21 protein-coding genes and 1 pseudogene are annotated in these 24,497 nt (G+C 67.1%); 8 read left to right on the forward strand and 14 right to left on the reverse strand.

The genetic code is table 11. From position 1 onward, the window contains the following. Positions 1-38: 38 nt before the first annotated feature. The 6 genes from H623_RS0111765 to H623_RS21125 form a co-directional block, all read right to left on the reverse strand. Positions 39-974 (reverse strand): glycoside hydrolase family 43 protein, encoded by a 936-nt coding sequence (locus tag H623_RS0111765; protein WP_022901129.1) that lies wholly within the window; start codon positions 972-974, stop codon positions 39-41. Continuing rightward, on the reverse strand, positions 971-2,275 hold the full coding sequence (locus tag H623_RS0111770) for a family 1 glycosylhydrolase (RefSeq protein ID WP_022901130.1): 1,305 nt from the start codon (positions 2,273-2,275) through the stop codon (positions 971-973). The genes H623_RS0111765 and H623_RS0111770 overlap by 4 nt, the downstream gene beginning before the upstream one ends. Then, on the reverse strand, positions 2,275-3,060 hold the full coding sequence (locus H623_RS0111775) for a carbohydrate ABC transporter permease (RefSeq protein ID WP_026940261.1): 786 nt from the start codon (positions 3,058-3,060) through the stop codon (positions 2,275-2,277). The genes H623_RS0111770 and H623_RS0111775 overlap by 1 nt, the downstream gene beginning before the upstream one ends. 79 nt (positions 3,061-3,139) lie before the next feature. Further along, positions 3,140-4,099, reverse strand: a complete 960-nt coding sequence (locus tag H623_RS19535) for a carbohydrate ABC transporter permease (RefSeq protein ID WP_022901132.1) — start codon at positions 4,097-4,099, stop codon at positions 3,140-3,142. Further along, on the reverse strand, positions 4,096-5,355 hold the full coding sequence (locus H623_RS0111785) for an ABC transporter substrate-binding protein (protein ID WP_022901133.1): 1,260 nt from the start codon (positions 5,353-5,355) through the stop codon (positions 4,096-4,098). Before H623_RS0111785 ends, H623_RS19535 begins: the two co-directional genes overlap by 4 nt. After that, positions 5,352-6,470, reverse strand: coding sequence for a LacI family DNA-binding transcriptional regulator (locus H623_RS21125; protein WP_022901134.1), 1,119 nt, complete (start codon positions 6,468-6,470; stop codon positions 5,352-5,354). Before H623_RS21125 ends, H623_RS0111785 begins: the two co-directional genes overlap by 4 nt. A gap of 134 nt (positions 6,471-6,604) precedes the next feature. Here H623_RS21125 and H623_RS0111795 point away from each other — a divergent pair, with 134 nt between their 5' ends. The 3 genes from H623_RS0111795 to H623_RS0111805 all read left to right on the forward strand — a co-directional run bounded on the left by H623_RS0111795 (position 6,605) and on the right by H623_RS0111805 (position 9,510). Continuing rightward, entirely contained in the window at positions 6,605-7,183 is a 579-nt protein-coding gene (locus H623_RS0111795) for an HhH-GPD-type base excision DNA repair protein (RefSeq protein WP_022901135.1), read from the forward strand. Between the two features lie 33 nt (positions 7,184-7,216). After that, entirely contained in the window at positions 7,217-8,260 is a 1,044-nt protein-coding gene (gene mgrA / locus H623_RS0111800) for an L-glyceraldehyde 3-phosphate reductase (protein WP_022901136.1), read from the forward strand. Between the two features lie 230 nt (positions 8,261-8,490). After that, positions 8,491-9,510: a malate dehydrogenase gene (locus tag H623_RS0111805; RefSeq protein WP_022901137.1), complete on the forward strand. Its 1,020-nt coding sequence runs from the start codon at positions 8,491-8,493 to the stop codon at positions 9,508-9,510. A 197-nt stretch (positions 9,511-9,707) separates the two neighbouring features. Here the strand turns inward: H623_RS0111805 and H623_RS0111810 are convergent, their stop codons facing one another. The 5 genes from H623_RS0111810 to H623_RS21480 all read right to left on the reverse strand — a co-directional run bounded on the left by H623_RS0111810 (position 9,708) and on the right by H623_RS21480 (position 15,401). Then, positions 9,708-11,276 (reverse strand): hypothetical protein, encoded by a 1,569-nt coding sequence (locus H623_RS0111810; RefSeq protein WP_022901138.1) that lies wholly within the window; start codon positions 11,274-11,276, stop codon positions 9,708-9,710. Continuing rightward, the gene (locus tag H623_RS0111815) at positions 11,258-12,160 is read right to left on the reverse strand and encodes an ABC transporter ATP-binding protein (protein ID WP_022901139.1); all 903 of its coding nucleotides are present in this window, start codon (positions 12,158-12,160) and stop codon (positions 11,258-11,260) included. Before H623_RS0111815 ends, H623_RS0111810 begins: the two co-directional genes overlap by 19 nt. Before the next feature lie 89 nt (positions 12,161-12,249). Further along, on the reverse strand, positions 12,250-12,597 hold the full coding sequence (locus H623_RS0111820) for a hypothetical protein (protein ID WP_022901140.1): 348 nt from the start codon (positions 12,595-12,597) through the stop codon (positions 12,250-12,252). A 186-nt stretch (positions 12,598-12,783) separates the two neighbouring features. Then, complete coding sequence (locus H623_RS0111825) at positions 12,784-14,901, reverse strand: acyl-CoA dehydrogenase family protein (RefSeq protein ID WP_022901141.1); 2,118 nt, start codon at positions 14,899-14,901, stop codon at positions 12,784-12,786. Between the two features lie 98 nt (positions 14,902-14,999). Next, positions 15,000-15,401 carry a relaxase domain-containing protein gene (locus H623_RS21480; protein WP_342664585.1) on the reverse strand — a complete coding sequence of 134 codons (402 nt, stop codon included), beginning with the start codon at positions 15,399-15,401 and terminating at the stop codon, positions 15,000-15,002. Positions 15,402-15,701: 300 nt separating this feature from the next. Between H623_RS21480 and H623_RS0111840 the strand changes: the two genes are divergently transcribed. Beyond that, positions 15,702-17,240: a reverse transcriptase domain-containing protein gene (locus H623_RS0111840; protein ID WP_022901144.1), complete on the forward strand. Its 1,539-nt coding sequence runs from the start codon at positions 15,702-15,704 to the stop codon at positions 17,238-17,240. A gap of 38 nt (positions 17,241-17,278) precedes the next feature. On the opposite strand, the pseudogene H623_RS0111845 reads toward H623_RS0111840, so the two are convergent. Continuing rightward, a pseudogene (locus H623_RS0111845) lies at positions 17,279-17,518 on the reverse strand (transposase); the annotation flags it as partial. Positions 17,519-17,740: 222 nt separating this feature from the next. Next, complete coding sequence (locus H623_RS0111850) at positions 17,741-18,742, reverse strand: DUF4436 family protein (RefSeq protein WP_157560971.1); 1,002 nt, start codon at positions 18,740-18,742, stop codon at positions 17,741-17,743. 108 nt (positions 18,743-18,850) lie between these two features. On the opposite strand from H623_RS0111850, the gene H623_RS0111855 reads away from it, so the two are divergent. From H623_RS0111855 to H623_RS0111865, 3 genes are all read left to right on the forward strand, one after another. Further along, positions 18,851-19,441 (forward strand): DUF1697 domain-containing protein, encoded by a 591-nt coding sequence (locus H623_RS0111855; RefSeq protein WP_022901147.1) that lies wholly within the window; start codon positions 18,851-18,853, stop codon positions 19,439-19,441. Further along, positions 19,438-20,061: a YdeI/OmpD-associated family protein gene (locus H623_RS0111860; protein ID WP_022901148.1), complete on the forward strand. Its 624-nt coding sequence runs from the start codon at positions 19,438-19,440 to the stop codon at positions 20,059-20,061. Before H623_RS0111855 ends, H623_RS0111860 begins: the two co-directional genes overlap by 4 nt. 333 nt (positions 20,062-20,394) lie before the next feature. After that, the gene (locus H623_RS0111865; RefSeq protein WP_022901149.1) at positions 20,395-21,219 is read left to right on the forward strand and encodes an MBL fold metallo-hydrolase; all 825 of its coding nucleotides are present in this window, start codon (positions 20,395-20,397) and stop codon (positions 21,217-21,219) included. A 317-nt stretch (positions 21,220-21,536) separates the two neighbouring features. Here H623_RS0111865 and recQ read toward each other — a convergent pair whose 3' ends face one another. Beyond that, positions 21,537-23,675, reverse strand: a complete 2,139-nt coding sequence (gene recQ / locus H623_RS0111870; RefSeq protein ID WP_084486006.1) for a DNA helicase RecQ — start codon at positions 23,673-23,675, stop codon at positions 21,537-21,539. A 218-nt stretch (positions 23,676-23,893) separates the two neighbouring features. On the opposite strand from recQ, the gene H623_RS19545 reads away from it, so the two are divergent. Continuing rightward, positions 23,894-24,496, forward strand: a complete 603-nt coding sequence (locus H623_RS19545) for a hypothetical protein (protein ID WP_022901151.1) — start codon at positions 23,894-23,896, stop codon at positions 24,494-24,496. Position 24,497: the final 1 nt, after the last annotated feature.

Consider the following 24,497-nt stretch of genomic DNA (forward strand, 5'->3'; position numbering starts at 1 on the left):
TCCTCGACGGGTGAAACGGTGCGGGAAATGCAACCCGATCAGACGAAGCGCACCTCGGCGACGTACATCTGCCGCGCGGTCCGTTCGGCGTTCCACGCGTGGAAAGCCGTGACCCAGCGGTCGCCCGCTCGAACCATCGAATTGTGTCCGGGACCGACCAAGCCCGTGCTTCGTGAGCTGAGGAAAGCCGGCGTTGTTCCCGACGAGTGCTTCCACGGACCGAACGGATGCTTGGAGGTCGCAAGCGAGACACCGTATCCCGGGCCTTCCCACGAGCCGCCCGAGAAGAACATCACATAGGCGTCGCCGTGATGGATCACCGTCGGGCCCTCGAGCGTGTGCCAGTCGAAACGACGACCGTACATCGAGCGATCGCGCTCATAGATCTGCCAATCCGCGTTCGGAGCGAGGGCCACGTGCGTGGTCGCATCCAGGCGGGTGGGCGTAAGCAACTCGGCGACGGCGAGGTGCGTGCCAGGGCGTTTGTCATTGAGAACATCGCGCGCGAAGTACAGGTACCAGCGACCGTCGTCGTCGCGGAACGGATGAGCGTCTATGGCGAAGGACTCCTCCGGCGTCAGATCGACGGCGCAGTCGACGAACGGACCGGACGGCGTCTCGGCCGACGCGGCTCGGAGGTGGTGGTGCGCGATGTCGTGGCCGACGGAGTAGTACATCCAGAAACGGCCATCCCGCTCCACCACCTCCGGCGCCCAGTACGCATCGCCGAACGAAACATCCAGCGGATCGAGCACCTGGCCCACCGACTGCCAGTGTTCGAGGTCGTCGGACCAGATCGCCTCGAACGTCGTGATCGGCCCCCGCGGATCCGACGTTCCATACGCGAAGAATCGACCGCCGAATCGCGTCAAGAAGGGATCGGCGAAGTACTCGGGGCGCACCGGATGCGGCTCCGTCGGTATCTCGAGAACGGGACTCGCGTTCGAGGTGGCGAGGTCGTCAGCGCCGCTCACCTCGACACCGGTCCCCGTGCGTGGGCGACGAAGCGCTCGGCGGCCGGCGTGCGGACGCGGAGGAGGCTGCCGTCGGCCTGCTCCTCCAGTCTGACGAGGCCCATACGACGGAGGAACGGCGTCTTCGATGTCGCGGCCGATGGGCGAGTCCTCGCAGCGACCACGGACTCGTCGACGACGAACTCCTCGACGTTCCGTCCGCCCGATGCGTACGACCAGTCGACAAAGTCCACGAGCGGCCACCAGGTATACCCGCGCACGTCGGCGCCAGACTCCGTCAGCTCGCGAACCGCGTCAACGGACCCGTCGACCCAGGCGCTGCGCACCTCATCGGTGCCCTCGATGCTCGTCTCCGTGACGATGACCGGCGAGTCGTACCGGCGGATGAAGCCGCGCACGCTGTCGACGAGTCCGCGCGTCCACAGATTCGTGGCGCGTTGCTCGACGGCCCCACCCGTTTGCGTCAGCGTGCGCGGGGACAGATCGGGGTAATAGTTGACCCCGAGAAGATCGAAATCCACGGCGCCGCGCACGAGCTCGTCGAGCTCACGCTCGCTCGCCCCGCACGCCAGAAGCCAGTCGTGCATCGGATGCTGCCGGGTGACCCGGCCCGTCAAGAGGTCGGTGGGCAGCATCCCCACGGATTCCAAGTGAACCGCATGATCGGCCAGCGACTCGGACTCGGCGGAATAGAGCGCGGACGCCTCGACGTGCACGATCCGCGCGTTGCCGTTGGCCTCCCGGATCGCACGGATGGAGGCCTGCATTCCTCGTACGACGCCGAGCACGACGGCGGTCCACCCCTCCCAGCCCGTCAGAGCGGGTGGCCAGACGCCGCGCAGGCCGCAGAACGACGCGGTCGTGACCGGCTCGTTCAGCGGCGTGATGTCGTCGACCAGACCCGCGAAATGCGAGGCGAACGTGCCCTCGTAGTCGGCGACCACCTCCGGGTAGCTCGGATCCGCGAACGATCCTTCGAGCCACGTCGGGGTGCCGTAGTGCACGAGGTCGGCGATCACGCGGAGCCCGAGCTCGTTCACCGCGAACTCGAACCTCTCCTCGAGCCATGACCAGTCATACCGCCCGGGAGCCACGTGCACGAGCGGCCAGCGCGTGCCGTAGCGAACGGCGGTCGCGCCGAGGTCGCGCGCCAGACGCAGATCATCACGCCAGTTGGCGTCGTGTTCGGTCAGCTGGAACTCGTCAAGCGGCTGCATCCGCGCCCCGGCGTGCGGGTAGACGCAGGTGTCCTCGATGCCGAGGATCCAGCCGAACCGATCCTCGTGAGCGAGCGGCGCCATCACTTCAGCCCGGTCGTCGCGACACCGGCGATGAAGTACTTCTGCGCGAAGAAGAACCCGATCGCGATGGGAACGAGCGAGATGGTCGCTCCCGCGAGCAGAACCGCATGATCGGTCACGTGTTGTCCTCCGAAGAGTGTGAGGCCGGCCGGAAGGGTCAGCATGTCGTTCGAGCTGGTGATGACCAGTGGCCAGAGCAGGTCATTCCACAGATTGGTGAAGTTGAGGATGGCGACGGTCGCGATGGCGGGCTTCGCCAGCGGCATGATGACCCGCCAGTAGATCCGCCAGTGGCCCGCGCCATCGATCCGGGCCGCCTCGTCGAGGTCGGCGGGAATGCTCATGAAGAACTGGCGGAACAGGAAGATGCCGAACGCGCTCGTCGCCCTCGGGATGATGAGCCCTTCGTAGGTGTTCAGCCACCCGAGATGGAACAGCTGGATGAAGACCGGGATCAGCGTCACCTGGAACGGAACCATCAGCGTCGCGATGACGAGAACGAAGCACACGTTGCGGCCCACGAACCTCAGCCTCGCCAGCGCGTAGGCGCACATGGAGTCGAAGAGCACCGTGAGTGCCGTCGTGACGCCGGCGAACACGAACGAGTTCAGGAGCAGGCGGAGGAACGGCAACTGCTGCCACACGCCGATGTACCCGTGCAGCGTGATGCTCGTGGGAAAGAGGCTCGCCGGGTTCTGATACAGGTCGGCCTCACTGCGGAACGACCCTGACACCATCCAGATGAAGGGGATGAGCGCGAGCACGAAGCCCACGCCCACATACATCCATTTGAGTGCGGCACCGGCCCGCAGGCCGGCACGACCGGCCCGTGGACGCCCGGGGGACGTTCGAGTGGCGGTGGCGCTAGTCGACATCGTTGTACCTGAAGATCCGGAGTTGAAGGAGCGAGATGAGCATGATGAGCGCGAAGAGGACCCACGAGATCGCGGCGGCGTATCCCGTCTCGAAGTTCACGAATCCGTCGCGGTAGATCAGATTGACCAGGGTGTCGGTGCGATAGAGCGGACCGCCCCCGGTCATGACGTAGACGAGGTCGAAGACCTGCAGTGACTGGATGGTCAGCATCATCGTCGCGAAGAGCATCGTCGGTCTGATGCCGGGAAGCGTGATGTACCAGAAGAGGGAGAAGCGGCCGGCGCCGTCGAGCCGTCCGGCCTCGTATCGTTCGCCCGGCACGCCCTGGAGCGCCGCGACGAAGAGGATCATCGCGAAGCCGACGCTGCGCCACACCGACACGAAGATGAGGGTCGGCAGCGCGAGCTGCGCGGACTGGAGCCAGGCGACGGGCGCGAGGCCCAGCGCCTTCGTCACCCCTCCGACGAGGCCGATGTCGGGGTCGAGCAGAAACTTCCAGACCAGGCCGATCGTCGCCAGCGAGACGATCGTCGGAAAGAAGAACACCGACCGCGTGATGCGGCTCGCCAGGCCCTCCGATTGCAACGCGAGTGCCGTGAGCAGCCCGAGCACGATGAGCAGAACGACGGAGACCACCGTGAACTCCAGCGTGACCCCGAGCGCGTTCCAGAAGCTCGGGTCCTGGAAGAGCTTGATGTAGTTGCCAAACCCGACGAAGGGCTGCACCGCGGCACCGACCGACCAGTCGAAGAAGCTGTAGTACAGCGTTCGCAGGATCGGGTAGAGCACGAAGACGCCCAGAATCAGCAGACTCGGCGCCATGAACAGCCACGCGGGCTGCCATCGGATGCGCCGCCGTCGCGCCGACGGGACCGGCGTCGGTCCACCCGGGGGCCGGGCCCCGCCGCGCACGCGCGGCGAGACCCGGTCGGTGGTGCTCGTCGTCATGACGAGCAGCCCGTGAGAGCGTCGATCGTGGTGGCCGCCTGCTTGGTCGCGGTCCCGACCGGAGTTCCGCGCGTGATCTGACCGATCAGCGTGGTGTAGGCATCCGAGTCCACCTTCGTCGCATTCGGGACGTGCGGCAGATACAGACGCGAGTCCGGGACCTGGGCGGCGAATACCGAGATGGTCGGATCATTCTTCAGCTTGGCGTCGTCACCGAGGTCGGTGCGCAGCGGCGGGAAGCCGGTCTTGAGCGAGAACTTCTCCTGAACCTTCTTGCTCGTCCAGTACGCCAGGAACTCCTGGGCCTCCTTCGGATGCTTCGTCTTCGCCGAGATGGTCAGAGGCGCCGTCGATCCGAGCGTCACTGAACTGCCGTCGACCCCGACCGGAACCGTTGCGATGCCGAGGTCGATGCCCGCCTTCTTGTACCCGGGTGCGGCCCACGGACCGTTCAGTTCCATGGCCGCCTTGCCCGCCGAGAACAGCGAGTCCGCCTCGGCGCCGGTGAGCCCGACCGGGCTGACCTTGTCCTTGGACACCAAGTCGGCCCATTTCGAGAGGCTCTTCTGCCCGGCGGCGGACTGCACGACGCTGCAGTTCTTCGCGTTCACGATGTCGCCGCCCTCGAGCCACTGCAGAATCGGCCACATCTGGATCGTCTGGTTGTCGGCGAGCACGAGCCCGTACTGGCCGTTCCCCGTCAGCTTCTTCGCGTCGGCGGCCAGCTCGTCCACGGTCGCCGGCGGCTTGTCGATGCCGGCGGCGGCGAACGCCTTCTTGTTGTAGTACAGGCTCAACGTGGCGAAGTTGGCCGGCACCCCGTAGAGTTTGCCGTCGTACGTGAACTCCTTCACGGTTCCGGGTGCCAGCTTGTCGACGTTGATCTGGTCATCGCCCGAGCCCGTGTTCGTGATCTGGAGCACGGAGTTCTTCTTCACGTAGTCGGCGACCGCGTTCGGGTCGCTCGACGGCGTGGCGAGGTCGGGCCCCTGCCCCGTCAGCCAGGCCGACGGCAGCTTCTGTTGAATGGTGTCCCAGGGCTGTACCGTCATCTTCACCTGGATGTTCGAATGCGACTTGTTGAAGTCGTTCACGATCTGCGCATACCCGGGGCGGTCACCGCCGGTGAATCCGGTCCACAGCGTGAGTGTCACCTTTCCACCGCTGTCGGTGCCACTCCCCGACGACGAACACCCGGACAGCCCGAGTGCCACGATCGCCGTTGCGGCCAGTGCCGCCGCGATCTTCTTTCTCATGACGAAACGCTCCTTTGCCTGTCATTGCGGTGCGGCTCTTCGCCGCGCAAGGGGGTCACTCGCTCGCCGTCGCCCGACTCGCAGCCGCACGAGGCGCGGAAGACGAGATCGACGTCGAGTTCGTGATGGGTGGGGCCTTCTGCCGACCCGTCGATGAGCCGGAACAACTGTTCGGCGGCGAGTCGGGACATCCGTTCCGCAGGCGTGCGCACGGTGGTGATCGCGGGGGTCGAGACGCGGGCGAGGCCGAAGTCGTCGAAACCGACGACCGCCACATCCTCGGGAACGCGGATGCCCCGCTCGCGCAGGACTCGCATGCCGCCGAGCGCCATATCGTCGTTCGCGAAGACGATTCCGTCGAATCGCCGGCCGTCTTCGAGCGAAGACGCGACCGCCTGTGCGCCCGACTCTTCGCTCAGATCACCCTCAACGACCGCGGCGAAGGACTCCAGCCCCCGGCCGCGCACGGCCTCCAGGAATCCTTCGCGACGGTCGATGCCCGTCTGGTGATCCAGAGTGCCTGACACGTGCAGAAGGGAACGCGCGCCGTGCTCATCGATGAGGTGCTCGGCGATCGCCTTCGTCGCCGCCACGTCGTCGATGCCCACGGTCACCGCCGACGGAAGGTACGGGAAGTTGCCGATGAGCACGACCGGCAGGCCGGTCTCGACGAGGGTCTCGATGTTGCTGTCATCGATCGCGGCACTGGTGACGATCGCGCCGTCGGCACTGCGGGACCGCATCACCCGTTCGTATGCGACGACGCCGTGCGCCTCGTCCGGATTGGTCGAGACAATGAGCTGCGCGTCGTGGTCGTTCGCTGCCGAGGAGACGCCGGTCAGCACGTGCATGAAATAGAGGTGGCCGAAGACGTGCTGCGAGGTGTTCGGAACGATCACGGCAATGGCGCCGGCGCGCTGGTTGCGGAGCGCGCGGCCCGCGGAGCTCGGAACGTAACCGAGTTCGTCGGCGGCGCGGCGCACCGCATCCCGTGTCTTCTCACTGATCCGCTCGTGACCGGCCAAGGCCATCGACGCCGCAGCCGTCGTCACACCCACGCGGGAGGCGACGTCCTTGAGCGTGACCGTGCTGTGGTCGGCCGGCCTCTTCGCCATGTGAGTGGTCCTCTCCGCCGTCGCCTGCAGTGCTTTATCGATTAAACTAGCGGCGCTTTATCGATTAAACAAGTTCCTCTTTCCACCTGCGAACAGACGGCCGCGCCCCGCGCGCAGATGGCAGGATGGGCCCCATGACCGGCACCCTGCACATCACCGGCGACGAGGCGGCCGATGAACTGCTCTCGACCGACCCGCTCGCGCTGCTGATCGGAATGCTCCTCGACCAGCAGGTCGCGATGGAGACCGCGTTCGCCGGACCTCAGAAGATCCGCGAGCGACTGGGCACGTTGAGCGCCCAGGCCATCGCCGACGCCGACCCGGATGCCTTCGCGAAGCTCTGTGCCACACCTCCCTCGGTGCACCGCTACCCCGGCTCGATGGCGGCACGCATCCAGGCGGTGTGCCGCGCGATAGTCGAGGACTGGCACGGCGAGGCATCCGCTATCTGGACGGACGGATCTCCCGACGGAGCACAGGTGTTCAAGCGTCTGAAGGCGCTGCCGGGGTTCGGCGACCAGAAGGCACGCATCTTCGTCGCACTGCTCGGCAAGCAGTACGGATACGACGGGACCGGGTGGCGCGACGCCGCCGGACCGTACGGGGAGGCAGGGTCGTACCGCTCGGTCGCCGACATCGTGGACGCGGCTTCCCTCGCGCGCGTTCGCGAAACGAAGAAAGCGGCCAAAGCGGCGGCGAAGACAGCGCGCTGACGCGGGCGGGGCATCCGTCGTAGGTTCCTTGCCATGGCCTACATTCCCCGCGAAGACCGCTACGACCACATGCACTACCGGCGAACCGGGCGCAGCGGGCTCGACCTGCCGGCACTGTCGTTCGGCCTCTGGCACAACTTCGGAGACGATCGCCCGATTCAGACGCAACGCGCCATCGTGCACCGCGCGTTCGACCTCGGCATTACGCACTTCGATCTGGCGAACAACTACGGCCCGCCCTATGGGTCGGCGGAGATCAACTTCGGACGCATCCTGCGCGAGGACTTGCTCCCCTACCGCGACGAGCTCGTGCTCTCGACGAAGGCCGGCTGGGACATGTGGCCCGGCCCGTACGGTCAGGGCGGAGGCAGCCGCAAATACGTGCTCGCCAGCCTCGACCAGTCGCTGGCGCGCATGGGCGTCGACCACGTGGACATCTTCTACTCGCACCGCCCCGATCCATCGACACCGCTCGAAGAGACGATGGCCGCGCTCGACTACGCGGTGCGCAGCGGTAAGGCCCTTTACGTCGGCATCTCGTCGTACAGCGCGGAGGACGCCCGGCGTGCGGCCGCCATGCTCGCGGACCTCGGAACTCCCCTCCTCATCCACCAGCCGTCGTACTCCATGCTGAACCGCTGGATCGAGACCGAGGGACTGCTGGATGCCGCCGGCGAACTCGGCTTCGGCGTGATCGGCTTCACCGCGCTCGCCCAGGGCATGCTGACCGGCAAGTATCTCGACGGCATCCCCGAGGGCTCGCGAGCGGCCGAGGGCTCGTCCCTCTCCATGGATCTGCTGACGGATGCCGCGCTCGGCCACATCCGCGCGCTCGCCGACATCGCTGCATCGCGCGGCCAGACACTGGCTCAGCTCGCGCTCGCCTGGGCGCTGCGCGACGAGCGGATGACCTCTCTCGTGATCGGCGCCAGCAGTCTGGAGCAACTGGAGCAGAACGTCGGTGCGCTCGATCGACTCGACTTCACAGACGAAGAGCTCGCTGCCATCGACGGCCACGCGGTGGACTCCGGCGTCGACCTCTGGGCGACGGCGAGGCGCGGCGAACTCGACGCCTGACAGCGTATGGCGTAATCATAGGTAGCGTCCAGGCGCGCCGAAGTAATCCTTCAGGGATTGTTCGAAGAATACTCATACTCTCAAAGGGCAGTCGGGGGCATCCCCCCAAAGCGCCCGACCGCAGGTGTGATGCACCCGACATCGCGCCGGATCCCCGGAAGCGCCGTTTCGCGCTCCGGGGATCCCTGTCTCGGCCCGGGGCTCCGCGCACGAGTGCCTAGGCTGGCGCCATGCCTTCTTCGACGCGTGAATCCGCCACCGTGACCGTCACCGGAGCGGGCGGACAGATCGGCTACGCCCTGCTCTTCCGCATTGCGTCGGGGCAGCTTCTCGGCGCCGACGTGCCGGTCGACCTGCGCCTTCTGGAGATTCCGCAGGGCCTCCGCGCCGCCGAGGGCACCGCGCTCGAGCTCATCGACGGCGCCTTCCCCCTTCTGCACTCCATCGACGTCTCGGATGCCCCCGCCACCGCCTTCGACGGCGCGAACGTTGCGCTGTTGGTCGGTGCCCGCCCACGCACCGCCGGCATGGAGCGCGGCGACCTCCTGGAGGCGAACGCGGGCATCTTCGGACCGCAGGGGAAGGCGATCAACGAGCACGCGGCATCCGATGTGCGAGTGCTGGTGGTGGGCAACCCCGCGAACACGAACGCGCTGATCGCGTCGGCCAACGCTCCCGACGTGCCGCGCGAACGATTCACGGCGATGACCCGGCTCGACCACAACCGTGCGACAGCCCAGCTCGCGCTCAAGGCGGAGGTGCCGGTGGCTTCGGTCGACGGCGTGATCGTGTGGGGCAACCACTCGGCGACGCAGTATCCGGATGTCTCGCACGCCACGGTCGACGGACGTCGCGCCGCCGAGCTGGTCGACGACGAGTGGCTCGAGAGCGTTTTCGTGCCGAAGGTGGCAAAGCGCGGGGCGGAGATCATCCAGGTGCGCGGAGCATCCAGCGCGGCGTCCGCGGCCTCGGCCGCGATCGACCACGTCTCCGACTGGGTCAACGGCACCGGTGAGCGGTGGACGTCGGCCGGCGTCAGCTCGAGCGACGCCAACGCCGATGCCGCGGCGGGCTACGGCGTGCCCGAGGGACTGGTGTGCTCGTTCCCGGTGCGTTCCGACGGCGGCGCGTGGTCGATCGTGGCAGGCCTCGAAGAGGGGCCGATCGCGCGCGCCCACATCGAGGCGTCGGTCGCCGAGCTCATCGAGGAGCGCGAGGCGGTGCGCGCGCTCGGCCTGCTGCCCGCCTGAAGACGAGGGCCGCACGAGCCGCCGAGGTGGTTCCCCGGTTCACCATTCAGGCCGGCAGACACGATGCGGCCGGCAATCCTCCGCCTTCGGCGACCGAGCCCGATCAGCGGGACGCGCAGCCTGAATTATGAACGCGAATGAACGCGAATGAGGGCGGGCGGGCGGGCGGAACGAAGACGAGGGCGACCGGAACGGGCTCAGGCGTCCTTCCGCAGCTGCATCAGCAGCTGCGGGGCGCGCCGGTCGAGCACCTGACCGCCGAGTCGCACGCCGATCGCCAGTGAGATCGGGCCCAGAACGACGCCGACCAGCAGACAGAGCCAACCCCAGAGCATGTCGCCGGTGACCAGGCTGACGATGAGAAGCACGATCTCGGGTGCCGCCACGATGGCGAGCACTCCCCAGCTCAGGAACGTCGAGCCGAGCAGCGCCGTGTTCGCGCCGGCCCGCGTCTTGAACGGGTTGTCCCCGGGCGCCGGTGCGGGGAACACGACCACGGCCGAGGTCACCGAACTCACGCCGAGCCCGCCCAGCAGCAGGGCGAACGAGAGGCCGAGAAGCGCGGGCACGGGCATCCACTCGCTGTGCAGCGCGGCCATCAGGAACGTGATGACCACGACCGCGGGCAGCCCGAAGACGAGCACGGCGAATGCCCGGCCCCACCGGTCCGCGCGCCCCGGCACGCCCTTGGCCACGTGCAGCACGAACGCGGTCGAGTCGAACGAGACGTCGGCGATGAGCGTCACGCCGAGCAGGAACGCGACGATCGGGCCCGCCGCGAACACGATCGCCGGCACGTGCGTGAACGTCGTATAGAACCAGAGGAGTAGCGGCATCAGCGGCACGATGACGAGTTGACGCAGGTAGCGCGGGTCGCGGAACCAATAGACGAGGCAACGGGCTGCGATGGCACCGGCCGGAGTCCCCGGAAGCAGGCCCAAGGGACCGAGCTTGCCCGAGGCGCGCACACGGGAGGTGGCGTGCACCGGCGTGACGAGCGACCGGGCGAGACCCCATCGCCACACCACGAACACCACCGCGATCGTGGCCGCGCCGATCAGCGCGCGGAAAACGGCACCGAGCGGGTCGCCGAGGGCGACCTGCGAGGGGATGGCCCAGATGGCCCCGAGCGGTGTCCACGACATGGCGTCCGCGAGGCTCGGCAGCACGTTGGCGGAATGCCGCAGCGACGACGCCGTGCCGGCGATGATCGGTCCGAGCAGGATGAGCGGGATGAAGATCAGGATGCCCGCGGCCTCTTTGAACCGTCGTCCCGACGCCAGCCCCGCAGCCGCCGACGTGACCGCGCGCGAGAGCATCACGCACAGAAGCGCTCCGGCCACGCCACAGACGAGTGCGATCACAGCGACGCCGGGCAACCGTAGCCAGGACCCGGCGGTGAGGATCGACGCCAGCATCGTGACGGCACCCGGTACGGCTACGACGCCGGAGACGAGCAGACCGACGAGCAGCTTGTTCAGCGGAATGGGGAAGACCGAGAGGTGGGGTCCGTCGAGCGTCTGCTCGACGGAGAAGAACAGCGGCAGAACGGCCCAGCCCAGCGTGACGAGCGACCCGCCGAGCACCACGATCGTGCGCGCCAGTTCCGTGGGTGCGAAGTTCAACGCGAACAGGCCGAGCACGATCATCCCGAGCACGAACAGCCCGTACAGGCCGCCCAGGATGACCGCGACCAGCTGTCCGACGCTGCGCTTGAAACTGTTGCGCAGAACCAGCAGCCGCAGCCTTACGAGTGCCGCAACCACTCCGGGCCCTCCTGCACGCGGCGACCGCCGACGAGCTCGACGAAACGGTCTTCGAGGTCGGCTCCCCCGCGCACCTCGTCGACGGTTCCGGATGCCACGACCCGGCCCCCGGTGATCACCGCCACGTGATCGCACATGCGCTGCACCAGGTCCATGACGTGCGAGGAGACGATCACCGTTCCCCCGCCGCTCACGAAACCGCCGAGGATGTCGCGGATGTTCGCCGCCGACACCGGGTCGACCGACTCGAACGGCTCGTCGAGCACGAGCAGCCGCGGGGCATGCACCATGGCGCCGGCCAGCGCGATCTTCTTCGTCATGCCCGCCGAGTAGTCGACGACGAGCGTGCCCGCGGCGTCCTGCAGATCGAGCAGCTGCAGAAGATCGCGAGTGCGCGAGATCGCGGTCGGCCGGTCCATGCCGCTGAGCAGGCCCGAGTAGACGACGAGCTGTTCACCGGTGAGGCGGTCGAACAGCCGCGCGCCGTCGGCGAGCACGCCGATCTGCGCCTTCGCGGTCAACGGATGCCGCCACACGTCCACTCCATGCACGGTCACGACGCCTGCGTCGGGCGTGAGCAGGCCGGTCGCCATGTTCAGCGTCGTCGTCTTGCCCGCACCGTTCGGCCCGACCAGACCGTAGAAGCTGCCGACGGGGACGTCGAGACTGATGCCGTCGACGGCGCGCTTCTGCCCGAACGTCTTGACGAGGCCGCGGAGCGACAGCGCGGCCCGCGGATCGGGTTCGGGCGAGTCGATGCGATGCTGTCCCGCGGCGGCGGGCACCTCCGGCTGCGTGCTGGATGGAGCGGGCGGAGCCGGCGCGACGCGTGCTGGCGCGACGTCAGCGCCCTCGGACGGAACGGACGGGTTCACGTCGGTCATGACATCCTTTCGGTGGCCGACAGGGTCGGGTTCACACTCTATGCGCCACCGGCGACGAAGGCATCGTCCGCAAGTATGACCCGGGCGTCTCAGTGGCCCATCGAGTGCGCCGCCGCGACGAACCCGACCGCCCAGCACGCCACGCACAGTGCGAACGCCCCGACCGTGATCGCCCAGCTCAACCGACGGTTCAGCATGCGCACCAATCCCCAGATGAAGCCGGTCACGGCGGCGACCACGGAGGCCATCCCTGCCGCGAACAGGCACGAGAAGGCCGGGGCGGCACTGCACGAGAGCGGGCCGCAGTCATCGACGTACACGAGACTCACGAGCGCGAAGAACGCGGCGACCGCGATGAACGCGGCGGTGAGCATCCACACCACGACCGACACCACGATGTCCCACACCGCGAACGGCGGGGGCATGGTGCGGATCATGGACGGGAGTCTACGAAGCCGGTTCGACACCTTCCTGTGAGCGGCAGGCACGGAACCTGTGTGTGCGCCCACGGGCTGACGCAGGAGCTGCGTGGACCGGCCCGATGCACGAGCTGCGCGGGCGAGGCTCACGCGCGAACGGTCGCGCCGAGCGCACCGGAGCGCAGCACGACGTTCGCCTCCGCGCTACTTGCCCTGCTTCTTGCGCAACGTCTTCTCGTCGATCGGCGCGTCGCCGGAGGCTCGCAGCTGCCGGTAGTACTCGCGTGCTTCGTTCTGCCGCTCGGCCTCGATGCCGGTCGCGATCGTCGAGCGCAGATGCTCCTGTTCGTAACCGAAGGCATCCACGAGGCTCTGCGCGTGCGGACGCAACCGCGCGACGAGCCGGTCGATGTAGGCCGAGACGGCCTGCGCGCGCTGCGGCGACAGGCGGCCGTGGATGATGTGCCACGCGACGTGCTTCTCGATCAGTCCGAGCCCGAACAGGTCACGAACCCAGGTGAGCACCTGCTTGGTTCCTGCATCGTGGATGCCGTCCAGCGCTTCGGTGAACGCCTCCCACTGCAGGAGCTCGCCGTGCGCCCGGGCCGCCTCGATCAGCTCGTTCTGCTGCGAGTTGAAGAGCTCGGCCGCCTTCTCTTTGGAGAGCTTGTTCGCGTTGCGGAGGCGGGTGGCGACCTCGGAGATCATGGTCTCGACCCGGTCGGTGAGCAGCTCGCGCTGCGTCTGCGGATCGCGCAACTGGCCGACGGAACGGGCTGTGGAACCGAAATCGGCGACGGTCTGCGCGAGACGGCGCAGACCGCTGCCGTGGTAGGCGCGATCGGCGGCCTGGGCGACGACGTAGCGGGCAAGGGCACCGGCATCCGCCTTGGCGAACTTCTTCGAGTAGTCCGTGAGCAGTCGCTTCGCGACCAGCTGCAGCAGCACGTTGTTGTCGCCCTCGAACGTGACGTAGACGTCGAGGTCGGCACGCAGGCTGACCAGCCGGTTCTCGGTGATGAACCCGGCACCGCCGCACGCCTCTCGCGCCTCCTGCAGGGTGTCGAGCGCGTGCCAGGTCGACAGCGGCTTGAGCGCGGCGGCGAGCGTCTCGAGATCCTGGCGGTCTTCGTCGGAGTCTCCGGCGCCGCTGAACACCTCGTCGAACTTGCGCAGCAACTGGTCGTGGGCGAACACCTGGGCATAGGTCGTCGCCAGCCGGGGAATCAGCCGGCGCTGGTGCCGCTGATAGTCGAGCAGCACCTCTTCGTCGGTGTCGCTGGCAGCCGTGAACTGGCGGCGCTGATTGCCGTATGTGATCGCGATGGTCAGCGCGAGCTCCGCACCGATCGTCGCGGCGCCGTCGAGAGACACTCTGCCCTGCACCAGAGTGCCGAGCATGGTGAAGAAGCGTCGACCCGGGCTGGCGATCGGGCTCGAATAAGTGCCGTCCGCGGCGACGTCGCCGTAGCGGTTCAAGAGGTTCTCGCGCGGGATGCGCACGTGGTCGAAGTGCAGCCGACCGTTGTCGATGCCGTTCAGACCGCCCTTGAGTCCGTCGTCGATGCCGCCGACGCCGGGGAGGAACTCGCCCGTCGCGGCATCCCTGATCGGCACGTAGAAGCAGTGCACGCCGTGGTTCACACCGTTCGTGATCAGCTGCGCGAACAGCGTGCACGCGATGCCGTCCTTGCCCGCGTTGCCCAGGAACTCCTTCCACGCCGCGCGGAACGGCGTGTTGATCACGAACTCCTGCGTCTGCGGGTCGTAGGTGGCGGTCGTGGCGATGGACGCGACATCCGAGCCGTGGCCGATCTCGGTCATCGCGAACGCGCCGGGCACCTCGAGGCTCATGATGCCGGGCAGGTACTTCTCGTGGTGGCGCTGCGTGCCGAGGTGCAGCACCGCCGCGCCGAATAGTCCCCACTGCACGCCGCTCTTGATCTGCAGCGACGGGTCGGCCGTGACGAGTTCCTCGAAGCTGGCGATGTTGCCACCGTGGTCGTTTCCACCGCCGAGGGCCTCCGGGAATGCGCGGTGCACCTGGCCGTTCTGCACGAGCAGCCTCAGCTGTCCGAGCACGCGAGTCCGGTGCTCCTCGAGGCTGAGGCCCTCGATGCGCTGCAGGGCAGGATCCTTGACGAGCTCCCTCGACGCGAGACGGATGTCTGCCCACGTCCCCAGCAGCGTGCGGCCGAGCAGAGCGACATCCACGGCCGCGGGCGGGGCATCCACGTCGATGGGCCCGGTCTGGGCGATGTACTGCGAGCGATCGGAGCGCGTCGTGCGCTCGCTTCCTGACTTCGAAGCGGTGTCCACCATCGAAAGGCCTTCTTTACATCGATTCAGCGAAAGTCGTCGGTGACGCTCGCACGGCGAGCGAGTCACGGCATGCGATGCCCGGCAACGGGCATCCATTCTCACGCTAGGTGGGCAGTCTGAGAGCGCACAGTTCGCGGTGCGGATGCGACAAACCGGTTTCGCACGCCCGCGCGGCCCCCTGTGGAATTGCGCAACGCAACCATCTCCGCACCCGCCGCATGGTGCGCGTCCGCGATGAGCGCCTGCGTGTCCGCGTCGGCGACCGCCCAGCGCACGCTCGCCGACTTCGGGATCGAGAAGGGGTAGTCGTAGCCCGCAACCGCCCGGCGCGTCCCATGTGCCTGCTCCTCGGCGTCGATCGCGGCGACCGCCTCCGCGCGCCCGGGAGGCCCGAACTCGGGGTCGAACGCCGCGACACGCTCCCCGATCCGCTCCGCGACGGTCTTGTAGGCCGGATACGCCAGCCCCAGCGAGACGCCCGTGATTGGATGCCGGCCAATGCCGAGGAGGAGTTCGAGCTAGGACTCGGAGACCTGATCACCATCTGCGATCAGCCCATCCAGTGAGGCGACGCCAGAGCCGAGCCATCGCCCTGGCCGATAGAATCCGAAACAGGTTCCCAGTGGGACTAGGCATCGATCCGATTTGGAGCAGATCACGGTTGATCACCGCCTGCGCCACTGGGGCCGCCTTCGCAAGTTGGTTGCCCGCGTGAAGCACATTTTGCCAGGACTCGAAGCCGCTGCTGGGGTTGAGCAACACGCTCAACCCCAGCACTTCTCAATGACAGGGGACCGCTTATGTGGTGGGAGCTTGACCGCCGCGTCCGGGAAGCATCCCTCCGGCTCATCGTCGAGCACGAGACTTATGCCAAGTCTGTCCATGATGAGAACGTCCGGCGCCGCAGACGCAGCACGGGAGCCCCCGAGATCCTCCATGTCCACCGTCCAGAGACCTGGGACCTTGATCCGGGGTTTAACCCGTACGTTGTACGGTCCCGCCATCAACGCATCGCCCACGCAATTACGGAGCGGCTGAAGGAGCGCAGTTACTTTCCTCGGCCACCAGCTGGTTTTCGCGTTCCCAAACCGTCCGGTGGCGAAAGGATCGTAAGCACCTTCGAGATAGCGGATGAGGTGGTTTCGAACCGTCTGCTACGAGCCCTGACACGGAAGAATCTTCCGCGAATGAGCGCCCGCGCATACGCTTACCGTCCTGATCTCGGTCCGCACGACGCGATCTCTTACGTTTCGACCGAGTTCGCCCGCGAGCACCGGCTGTTCGTTGCCGAGTATGACTTCAGCAAGTTCTTTGACACGGTAGATCATGAATTCCTGCTGCAAACTCTCGACACAATGGGCATCACGAGGACGCCTCTTGAACAGTACGTCATCGAGCGGTTTCTCGAATCGCCCGAGCCATATGTATCCGCCGCGGAGAAGCTCGTCGATAAGTCTTCCCGCAAGCAAGGTATTCCCCAGGGAACCTCTCTCAGTCTTTTCCTCGCCAACGTCGCTGCATCCGAACTCGACCGAGCGCTAGAGAGACTCGGTGTCGGCTTCGTTCGTTACGCCGACGACACCCTCATTTGGAGCACAGATTACGGACGCATAGGCGAAGCTGCGTCCATCCTTCACGAAGCTTCGAGCCACATCGGATCCCCCATCAACTCAGAGAAGAGCCGGGGCATACGGCTGCTCACAAAGGAAGAGACCGTTCACGTCGAGATGTCCTCGACGAAGTATGTCGACTATCTCGGGCACCGGCTTGGACTTCGTGACGTACGCATGAAGGACGCCTCGGTCACCCGAATCAAGGCCCGGATCAGCAAGCTGATTTTCAACAATCTTCTTCTGGAACCACTCAATGGGACCCAGGATCCAACGCGCCTCAGTAGTGTCGATCGCGACTACGTGACGCTGATCTGGCAGCTTCGCCGATATCTATATGGTCCGTTGACGGAGAAGGACATCAGACGATTCCAAACAGGTGCGATTCCGCCAATGTCTTTCGAGGGCGTCATGTCCTTCTTTCCTCTCATAAACGATGAGCGAGGACTGAGAGAACTTGACGAGTGGATAGCTGCACAAATCTGGCTTGTAATGCGCAAACGCAGTCGGTTGCTCCAGTCGGCTGGTTTGAGCTGCCCCCTTCCTCACTGGCTTGAGAAGGCCCAGCTCATCGGCTTTAGCTCGCGGTCTTTGCGTACCGGGGACATGGTGGATTTGAGGATGCCGAGCGTTCGCAAGATAGCGAAGGTCATAAGACTGGCAGTGTCTACGCACGGTATTGGCGTCGTGTCCGGTCGCGCTCCGCTGTATCTCTACGCCGACGACTAGACCTCGACCTGCAAGAGGCGTGGTGGCTCAGAAGCGGCTCATCGCAATTCAGGGTGTAGGAGCGGTCGGAAACCGCCGCTCTCGAGCAGGCTGCGCGCGAGATAGTTCGTGAGGTTGCGGAAGCCGAGGGCGGACCCGCGGAGATGCTCGAGCCGGCCGTTGATGGCCTCGGTGGGTCCGTTGCTGGCGCCGGGTTGGTCGAAGTAGGCGAGCACGTCGACGGCGTGCTGCTTCAGGGTGCGGCCGAGGCGACGAATCTCGACCAGCGCGGTGGGCACGAGAGACGGTGAGGTGGTCGACGACGATGGCACCCAGCGCCCACCTCAGCCACCACGGGAGATCTTCGCTCTGACCGGTGCCGCTTTCGTGGTGTCCTGCCGCCAGGTCCGACCGCAATGCTCACACCGGTAGCGGCGCACCCGCACCAGCAACGTCGTGGGCCGGTGCCCGAACGGCTCAGGCGCCAACCGCCGGATCACGGTGTGCTCGTCGCGTCGCCCCTATTTCTTCGCCTCCGGCAGCGACCACCGGGCCCACGCCGCCACGTAGACCGCCAGACCGGTGACGAGACCGACCACCACCCAGAGCACGACGGTGAAGTCGATCCACGACCCGATCGGCGGCGACCCCGGAAGGAACGTGCGCAGAGGGATGGTGGCGAACAGCATGGCGCCCATCCATCCCATGAACGAGGGCTCGAGCTTGCGTTTGCCGCGGAAGGCCGTGATCGCGACGAACAGCACGAGAGACGGCATGACGACGAGCAAGGCCAGCAGCACGAACGCGAAAGCGACGGTACTGCTCGAGCGGGTGGCGCGGAAGTCGATGGTCGGCGCGCTCGCCACCGCTCCGACGAGCGTGGACGGCACCGCATGCGGCACCTCGCCCTTCAACGACACGTCGACCCGCCAGCCGGGCACGTCGCCGGTGAACCACACCTTCGCGGGAATCGGATGGGCGACGCCGTCGCTCTTGGTGTAGGCGACCACGATGAGCTCGTCGGCGTGATAGCTGTCGAACGGCCAGGTTCCGATCTCGCCGTCGGTGAAGATGCGCACCGGTTTCGTCGTCTGCGCGGAGTGCGCGGGAAAGTCCAGCGTCTGCTCACCGTCGATCGGCGACACGATGACGTGCACGTCGTGCCTCAGCGCGAACTCGTTGCCGCTGTAGAGCTTCTCCGACGGATCGATCTGCACGCTCACGTCGGAACGTTGGGCCGCCGCATCGACGGACTCCACGGAGAGCACGACGGTGACGCCTCCCGTCGGCGGCTTCGGCTCTTTCGGGTTCGGCGACCTGACCGCGCCACTGGCCGCGTAGAGCGTCACGACCAGTGCGTAGACGATCACGCAGATCGCGACGACCGCGGCGATGCGCGGCACCGTGCGCCGGCGCTCCGGCGGTGTCGAGGTGTGTGCCGCGCTCGCGCCGCCTCCCGGCACCGTGCTCTCCGCCACCGGGTCGGCTCTCGGCGTCGTGTCCCCCGGCGTCGTGTCCCCCACGCACCGAGCATACGGGCGCGGCATGCCGGCGGACAGCATCCGGTCTGGCGTGGAACTGCACGGCGGCAGACTCCGACACTCCACCGGTTTGAGCCGACGGGTTTACGAATGTCGGAGGCCGCTGCCACGCTGGATGCCATGACTCGCCTCATCGCGCTGCTGCGCGGAGTGAACGTGGGCGGCCGGACGATCAAGTCGGCAGAGCTCGCCGACGTGTTCCGCGGGCTCGGGTACGACTCGGTGAAGACGGTGCTCGCCAGCGGCAACGTCGTCTTCGAGACGGACGAGTCCGTGTCCGTCGCGCGTGCCCATCTGGAGAAGGCCCTCGCCGACGCGTTCGGATACGACGCGAAAGTGCACGTGCTCGACACGGCATCCTTGTCGGCGATCGTCGACGCGTACCCATTCGCCGAGCGCGACGGCTGGCACCGGTACGTCGTGTTCCTCATCGGGGCCGACGGGTCACGAGGCGACTTGTCGATGCGGGCAGCGGAATTGGATGCTCTCGCGAACCGCGTCACGCAGCTCGCGCCCGACTCCGCGCTCGAGTCGATCGCCGATGGCGGCCCCGTTCTCTACTGGACCGTCGAGCGCGGGCACACGCTGGACAGCGTCGTCGGAAAGGCGATCGGCTCCGGAAAGGAAAAGACGTTGACGACCAATCGCAACCTCAACACGCTGCGGAAGCTGCTGCGGTGACGCCGGACGAAGTGGAGAAGACGGCCACGAAGCCGAGCGCGGAGAAGCCTGTGCTCCGTGTGAGCGATCAGGCGGAATGGCGTGCGTGGCTGGAGGAGAATCACGCATCCCATCCGGGTGTGCAACTGGCGTTGGCGAAGGGGTCGGCCGACGGAATCCGCTACGCGGAAGCGCTGGACGAGGCCTTGTGCTTCGGTTGGATCGACGGGCGCAAGCAAGGTCTGAGCGACAGCGAGTGGCTGCAGACGTTCACGCCGCGCCGGCCAGGCAGCATCTGGTCGAAGCGCAACCAGGAACACGTCGAACGCCTTGAGCGCGACGGCATGATGACCGACGCCGGGCGCGCCGAGATCACCCGCGCCAAAGAGAACGGTCGCTGGGACGCCGCCTACGCCGGATCGAGCACGATCTCAGTGCCCGGCGATCTGGCCGAGGCCCTGGCGGCGAGCCCGAAGGCGAGCGCCATGTTCGAGACGCTGACCAGCCAGAACAGGTTCGCGATCCTGTTCCGCATCGGCAACGTCAAGCGCGCCGAGACTCGCGCCCGCAAGATCGCGGAGTACGTGGCGATGCTCGAACGAGGCGAGACGATCTATCCGCAATCGGGGCGAGAGGGGTAGGTGTTCGCGCCTGCCGGCACGCCCGCATGCTGTTGTCGAGCAGCCCTCTGTTGCCGAGCCACCCTCTGTTGCCGAGTCACCCTCTGTTGTCGGGCCACCCCTCGGTCATCGGGCCACCCCTCGGTGGTCGGGCCACCCCTTTGTCACCGAGCCACCCTTTTGTTCGCGCGAACAACGGGGTGGCTCGACGACAATATGCGGGTTCGATCGAACGCGGGTCGGTCGGTGGGCCAGGGATGCCGCGACAGCATGCGGGATGCCGGCACATCACGCGGATGCTCCGACGACAGGAACCGCACAGCGGTTGTCGGCGGCGCCGCATAGCGTGAGGCCATGACTCTCTGGATCTGCGCGACGTGCGGCGTCGAGCACGCGGACACGCCCGAGCCGCCGGCCGAGTGCGCCATCTGCAGCGACGAACGTCAATGGGTGCCGCGAACCGGCCAGGCGTGGACGACAGCGGAGCAGCTGCGCGAGGCGGACATCCAAGTCGAACTGCGCGACGTGGAGCCCGGGCTCGTCGCGGTGACGAGCTCGCCACAGGTCGGCATCGGTCAGCAGTGCATGCTCGTGGTCACACCGAGCGGCAACCTGCTCTTCGACCCGATCGGCTACGTCGATGCGGATGCCGCCGCGCGCGTTCTCGAGTACGGGTCCGTGCTCGCAATCGCCGCCAGCCACCCTCACATGTACGGCGCTCAGGTGTCGTGGTCGCACGCGCTCGGCGACGTTCCGGTGCTCGTGAACGAGGCAGACGCGGAGTGGGTTCGCCGGCCGGATGCCGTCATCCGGCACTTCGGAGCGACGCTCGAGCTGGCACCGGGCCTCGCACTGCACACGCTGGGCGGCCACTTTGCGGGAAGCACAGCGGCGCTCTGGGACGCGGGTGCGGACGGGAGGGGCGTGCTGCTGGCCGGGGACGCGATCTTCCCGAATCCCAACGGGGCATCCGTGTCGTTCATGCGCAGCTATCCGAACCTGCTGCCGCTGTCGGCGGCGACCGTCGAACGGGTCTCCTCACGCGCCCTCGAACTGCGGTTCGACCGGCTGTACAACAACTTCGGACGGAGCGTTCCCGAGAACGCGCACGAGGTGGTGCGCACATCCGCCGACCGGTACATCGCCTGGGTGAGCGGGGTCCACGACGACCTGACGTAGCACGAGCGTCGGGTCCGACACGCTGCTGACGACCCCGTCCCAGGTTGGTCCGTTCCTGGGCGGTCCGGTCCGGGGCGGTCCGTCCCAGGGCGACCCATCCCAGGGCGGTCCGTCCCAGGGCGACCCATCTCACGGTGATCCGCTCCGGATGCCGGCGCTGTCGAGCGGTTGGGGTGGCGTACGACCGATTGCGCGGCATGTAACCGACTGCGCGGCGCGAACGCGCGTCGCGTCGCCGATTGCGCGGCGCGAAGGCGCGGGGTGCGGTCGACGTATGTGCGGCGGCCCGGCCCGGGAGGTCAGCGAGCCCCTGCCGTTCAGCTGCTGGCGTCGGCCGCCACGACCGCGAGTACCTGCTCGCCGTACGTCTCGAGCTTTTTCGCACCTACACCGGAGATCTGCGCGAGCTCGTCGAGCGTGGACGGCCGGCTGGAGGCGACACCGCGGAGCGTCGCGTCGCCGAACACGATGTACGCGGGCACACCCTGTTCCTTCGCCTGTGCCGCGCGCCACGTGCGCAGCGCTTCGAAGAGCGGATGCGCCACATCCGGCAGCTCGGCAATGCTCGCCTTCGCCGCGCGCGAGCGGGACGCGCGCTCGGGGCGGTCGGGTTGCTGTCGCAGGAGAACCTGGCGCGCGCCGCTCAGCACGTCGGTGCTCGCGGCCGTGATCGCCAGGGTGCCGTAGCCGTCGTCGTTCACGGCCAGCAGTCCCTGAGCGAGTAGTTGCCGAACGACGCCGCGCCACTGCTGCTCGCTGAGGTCGTCGCCGATGCCCCACGTGCTCAGCGCATCGTGTCCGTACTGGTCGACGCGCGGCGTGCGCTTGCCGCGCAGGATATCGACGAGATGGCCGGCACCGAACCGCTGATTCCGCTCCCGCTTGAGCCGAACCACTGTGGACAGCAGCTTCTGTGCGGGCACCGTGCCATCCCAGGTCTCCGGCGGGTTGAGGCAGGTGTCGCAGTTGCCGCAAGGCTCGGAGTTCTGTCCGAAGTACTGCAGCAGGTTCTGCCGCCTGCAGTGCACCGTCTCGCAGAGCGCGAGCATGGCATCCAGATGGGCTGACATGCGTCTGCGGTGCGCGAGGTCACCGGGAGACTGCTCGATCATGCGGCGCTGCTGCACCACGTCTTGCAGGCCGTAGGCCAGCCAGCCGACGGCCGGCTCACCGTCGCGGCCGGCGCGACCGGTCTCCTGGTAATAGCCCTCGACAGACTTGGGCAGGTCGATGTGCGCGACGAAGCGGACGTCGGGCTTGTCGATCCCCATGCCGAAGGCGATCGTCGCCACGATCACGACACCGTTCTCGCGAAGGAAACGGGACTGAGTTCTGGCGCGTGTGCCGGCATCCAGCCCCGCGTGGTACGGCATGGCGTCGATGCCGTTCTGCTTGAGATGTTCCGCCGTCTGCTCAACAGTCTTGCGGCTGAGCGCGTAGACGATGCCAGAGGCCGGACCGTCGCCGGCGCTCCCTTCTCGTGCGGCGTCAACACTGCCGAACTCGTCGCGGATGAACGAGACGAGCTGCCGACGCACTTCGCTCTTCTCGACGATGCGGTACTGGATGTTCGGCCGGTCGAAGCTGGCGACGAAATGCTGGGCGTTCTGCAGCCTCAGACGCTCGGTGATCTCTTTGTGCGTGGCCTCGGTGGCCGTCGCGGTGAGTGCGATGCGCGGAACATCGGGCCAACGGTCCGCCAGTTCGGAGAGCCCCAAATAGTCGGGGCGGAAGTCGTGCCCCCACTGCGACACGCAGTGCGCCTCGTCGATCGCGAAGAGCGCGATGCGGCCACGGCCGAGCAACTGCTTCGTCTGCTCGGATGCCAGCCGTTCCGGCGCCACATAGAGCAGATCTAGCTCACCGTGCAGATACGCGCGCTCGACGGAGGACCGCTCGGAGGCATCCTGTGTGGAGTTGAGAAAGGCTGCGCGCACGCCGACCGCCCGCAACGCCTCGACCTGATCGTGCATGAGCGCGATCAGCGGCGAGATCACCACGCCGGTGCCCTCGCGCACGAGGGACGGTACCTGATAGCAGAGGCTCTTGCCGCCACCGGTCGGCATCAACACGACGGCGTCGCCGCCGCCGATCACCCTGTCGACGATCTCGGCCTGGTCGCCGCGGAATTCGTCGTAGCCCCACACCGTGTGCAGCACATCGAGCGGATGGGAGCCGACCATGCGGCGAACGGAGGCCTGTTCCAGCGCAGCTTCGAGGCTGCCGGTCGGTCTCTCGCCAGCGACAGATCGACGCGGAGATGCGGCGGTTCCGCCACCCACCACAGGACCGAACTCCTCGTGACCGTATCCCTCGGGGCCGTATTCCTCGGGCCCGTACTCATCGTCAGGTGGAACGAGCTCGTTGGGATCCCAGTCGTGCCAGCCGTCCGCCTCGGCGGGGTCGCCGGACGGGCCGCCCGACGAGAGGTCGGTGGGATCGAAGGGCTCGGGCATGCTCACCGGTCCAGGGTATCCAGGGCGGCCGACGTCGCGGGCTGTGTCGGTGCTCACGGTGGATGCACGTTCATCCACAGGCATTCGGCGGGAGAGAGCATCCACTCGCCCTCCCCAGCACCGGGAATCGCGTCGCCTCCACAGCCCACAGCATCGACCGGTCGCGCGTCGACCCGCTCGGCTAACCTGGAGGCATTCACCAACAGCGAGAGGCGTTCATGACGGATCGCGGCATCCGCACGCTCCGCGGCACCGCAACCGCGGTGCTCGCCGTGTTCGTGGCCGCGCTGTTCCATGATGCGGCCGGCGACGGTCTTCCCTCGGTACTCGCCGTGGTGCTCTCACTCGCCTTCGCCACACCGATCTGCGTCGTGCTGGCCGGCCGCCGCATCGTGCTCTGGCGGCAGGCCGCCTGCGTGGGCATCAGTCAGCTGGCTCTGCACCTGCTCTTCAGCCTCGGATCGGATGCTTCGGGCACGTCGCTGAACGTGCCAGCAGGCCATCTGCACGCCGGCATGCACATCGATGTCGTCGCCGGACACGGCATGGCCATGCACGGCGGAACCGGCTGGATGGTGCTCGCCCACACCGCTGCCGCGATCGTCACGCTGATCGCCCTGCGTTATGGCGAGCGCACGCTGTACGCGTTGGCGAACTTCACGGTATTGCTCGTCACCGCTATCCGGCGCCTCACGGTCACGCCCGTGCCTGCACCCGTGCGGATGGGCGTGCAGACCCGCCCGGTCACGCTCGCCTCCCCGACCCGCGTGCTCGGCGCGATGCGGCATCGCGGCCCGCCGGCGCTTTCCGTCGCGGCCTGAC

The sequence above is a fragment of the Humibacter albus DSM 18994 genome (genome assembly GCF_000421825.1).
In the GTDB taxonomy this organism is placed as follows: Bacteria; Actinomycetota; Actinomycetes; order Actinomycetales; family Microbacteriaceae; genus Humibacter; species Humibacter albus.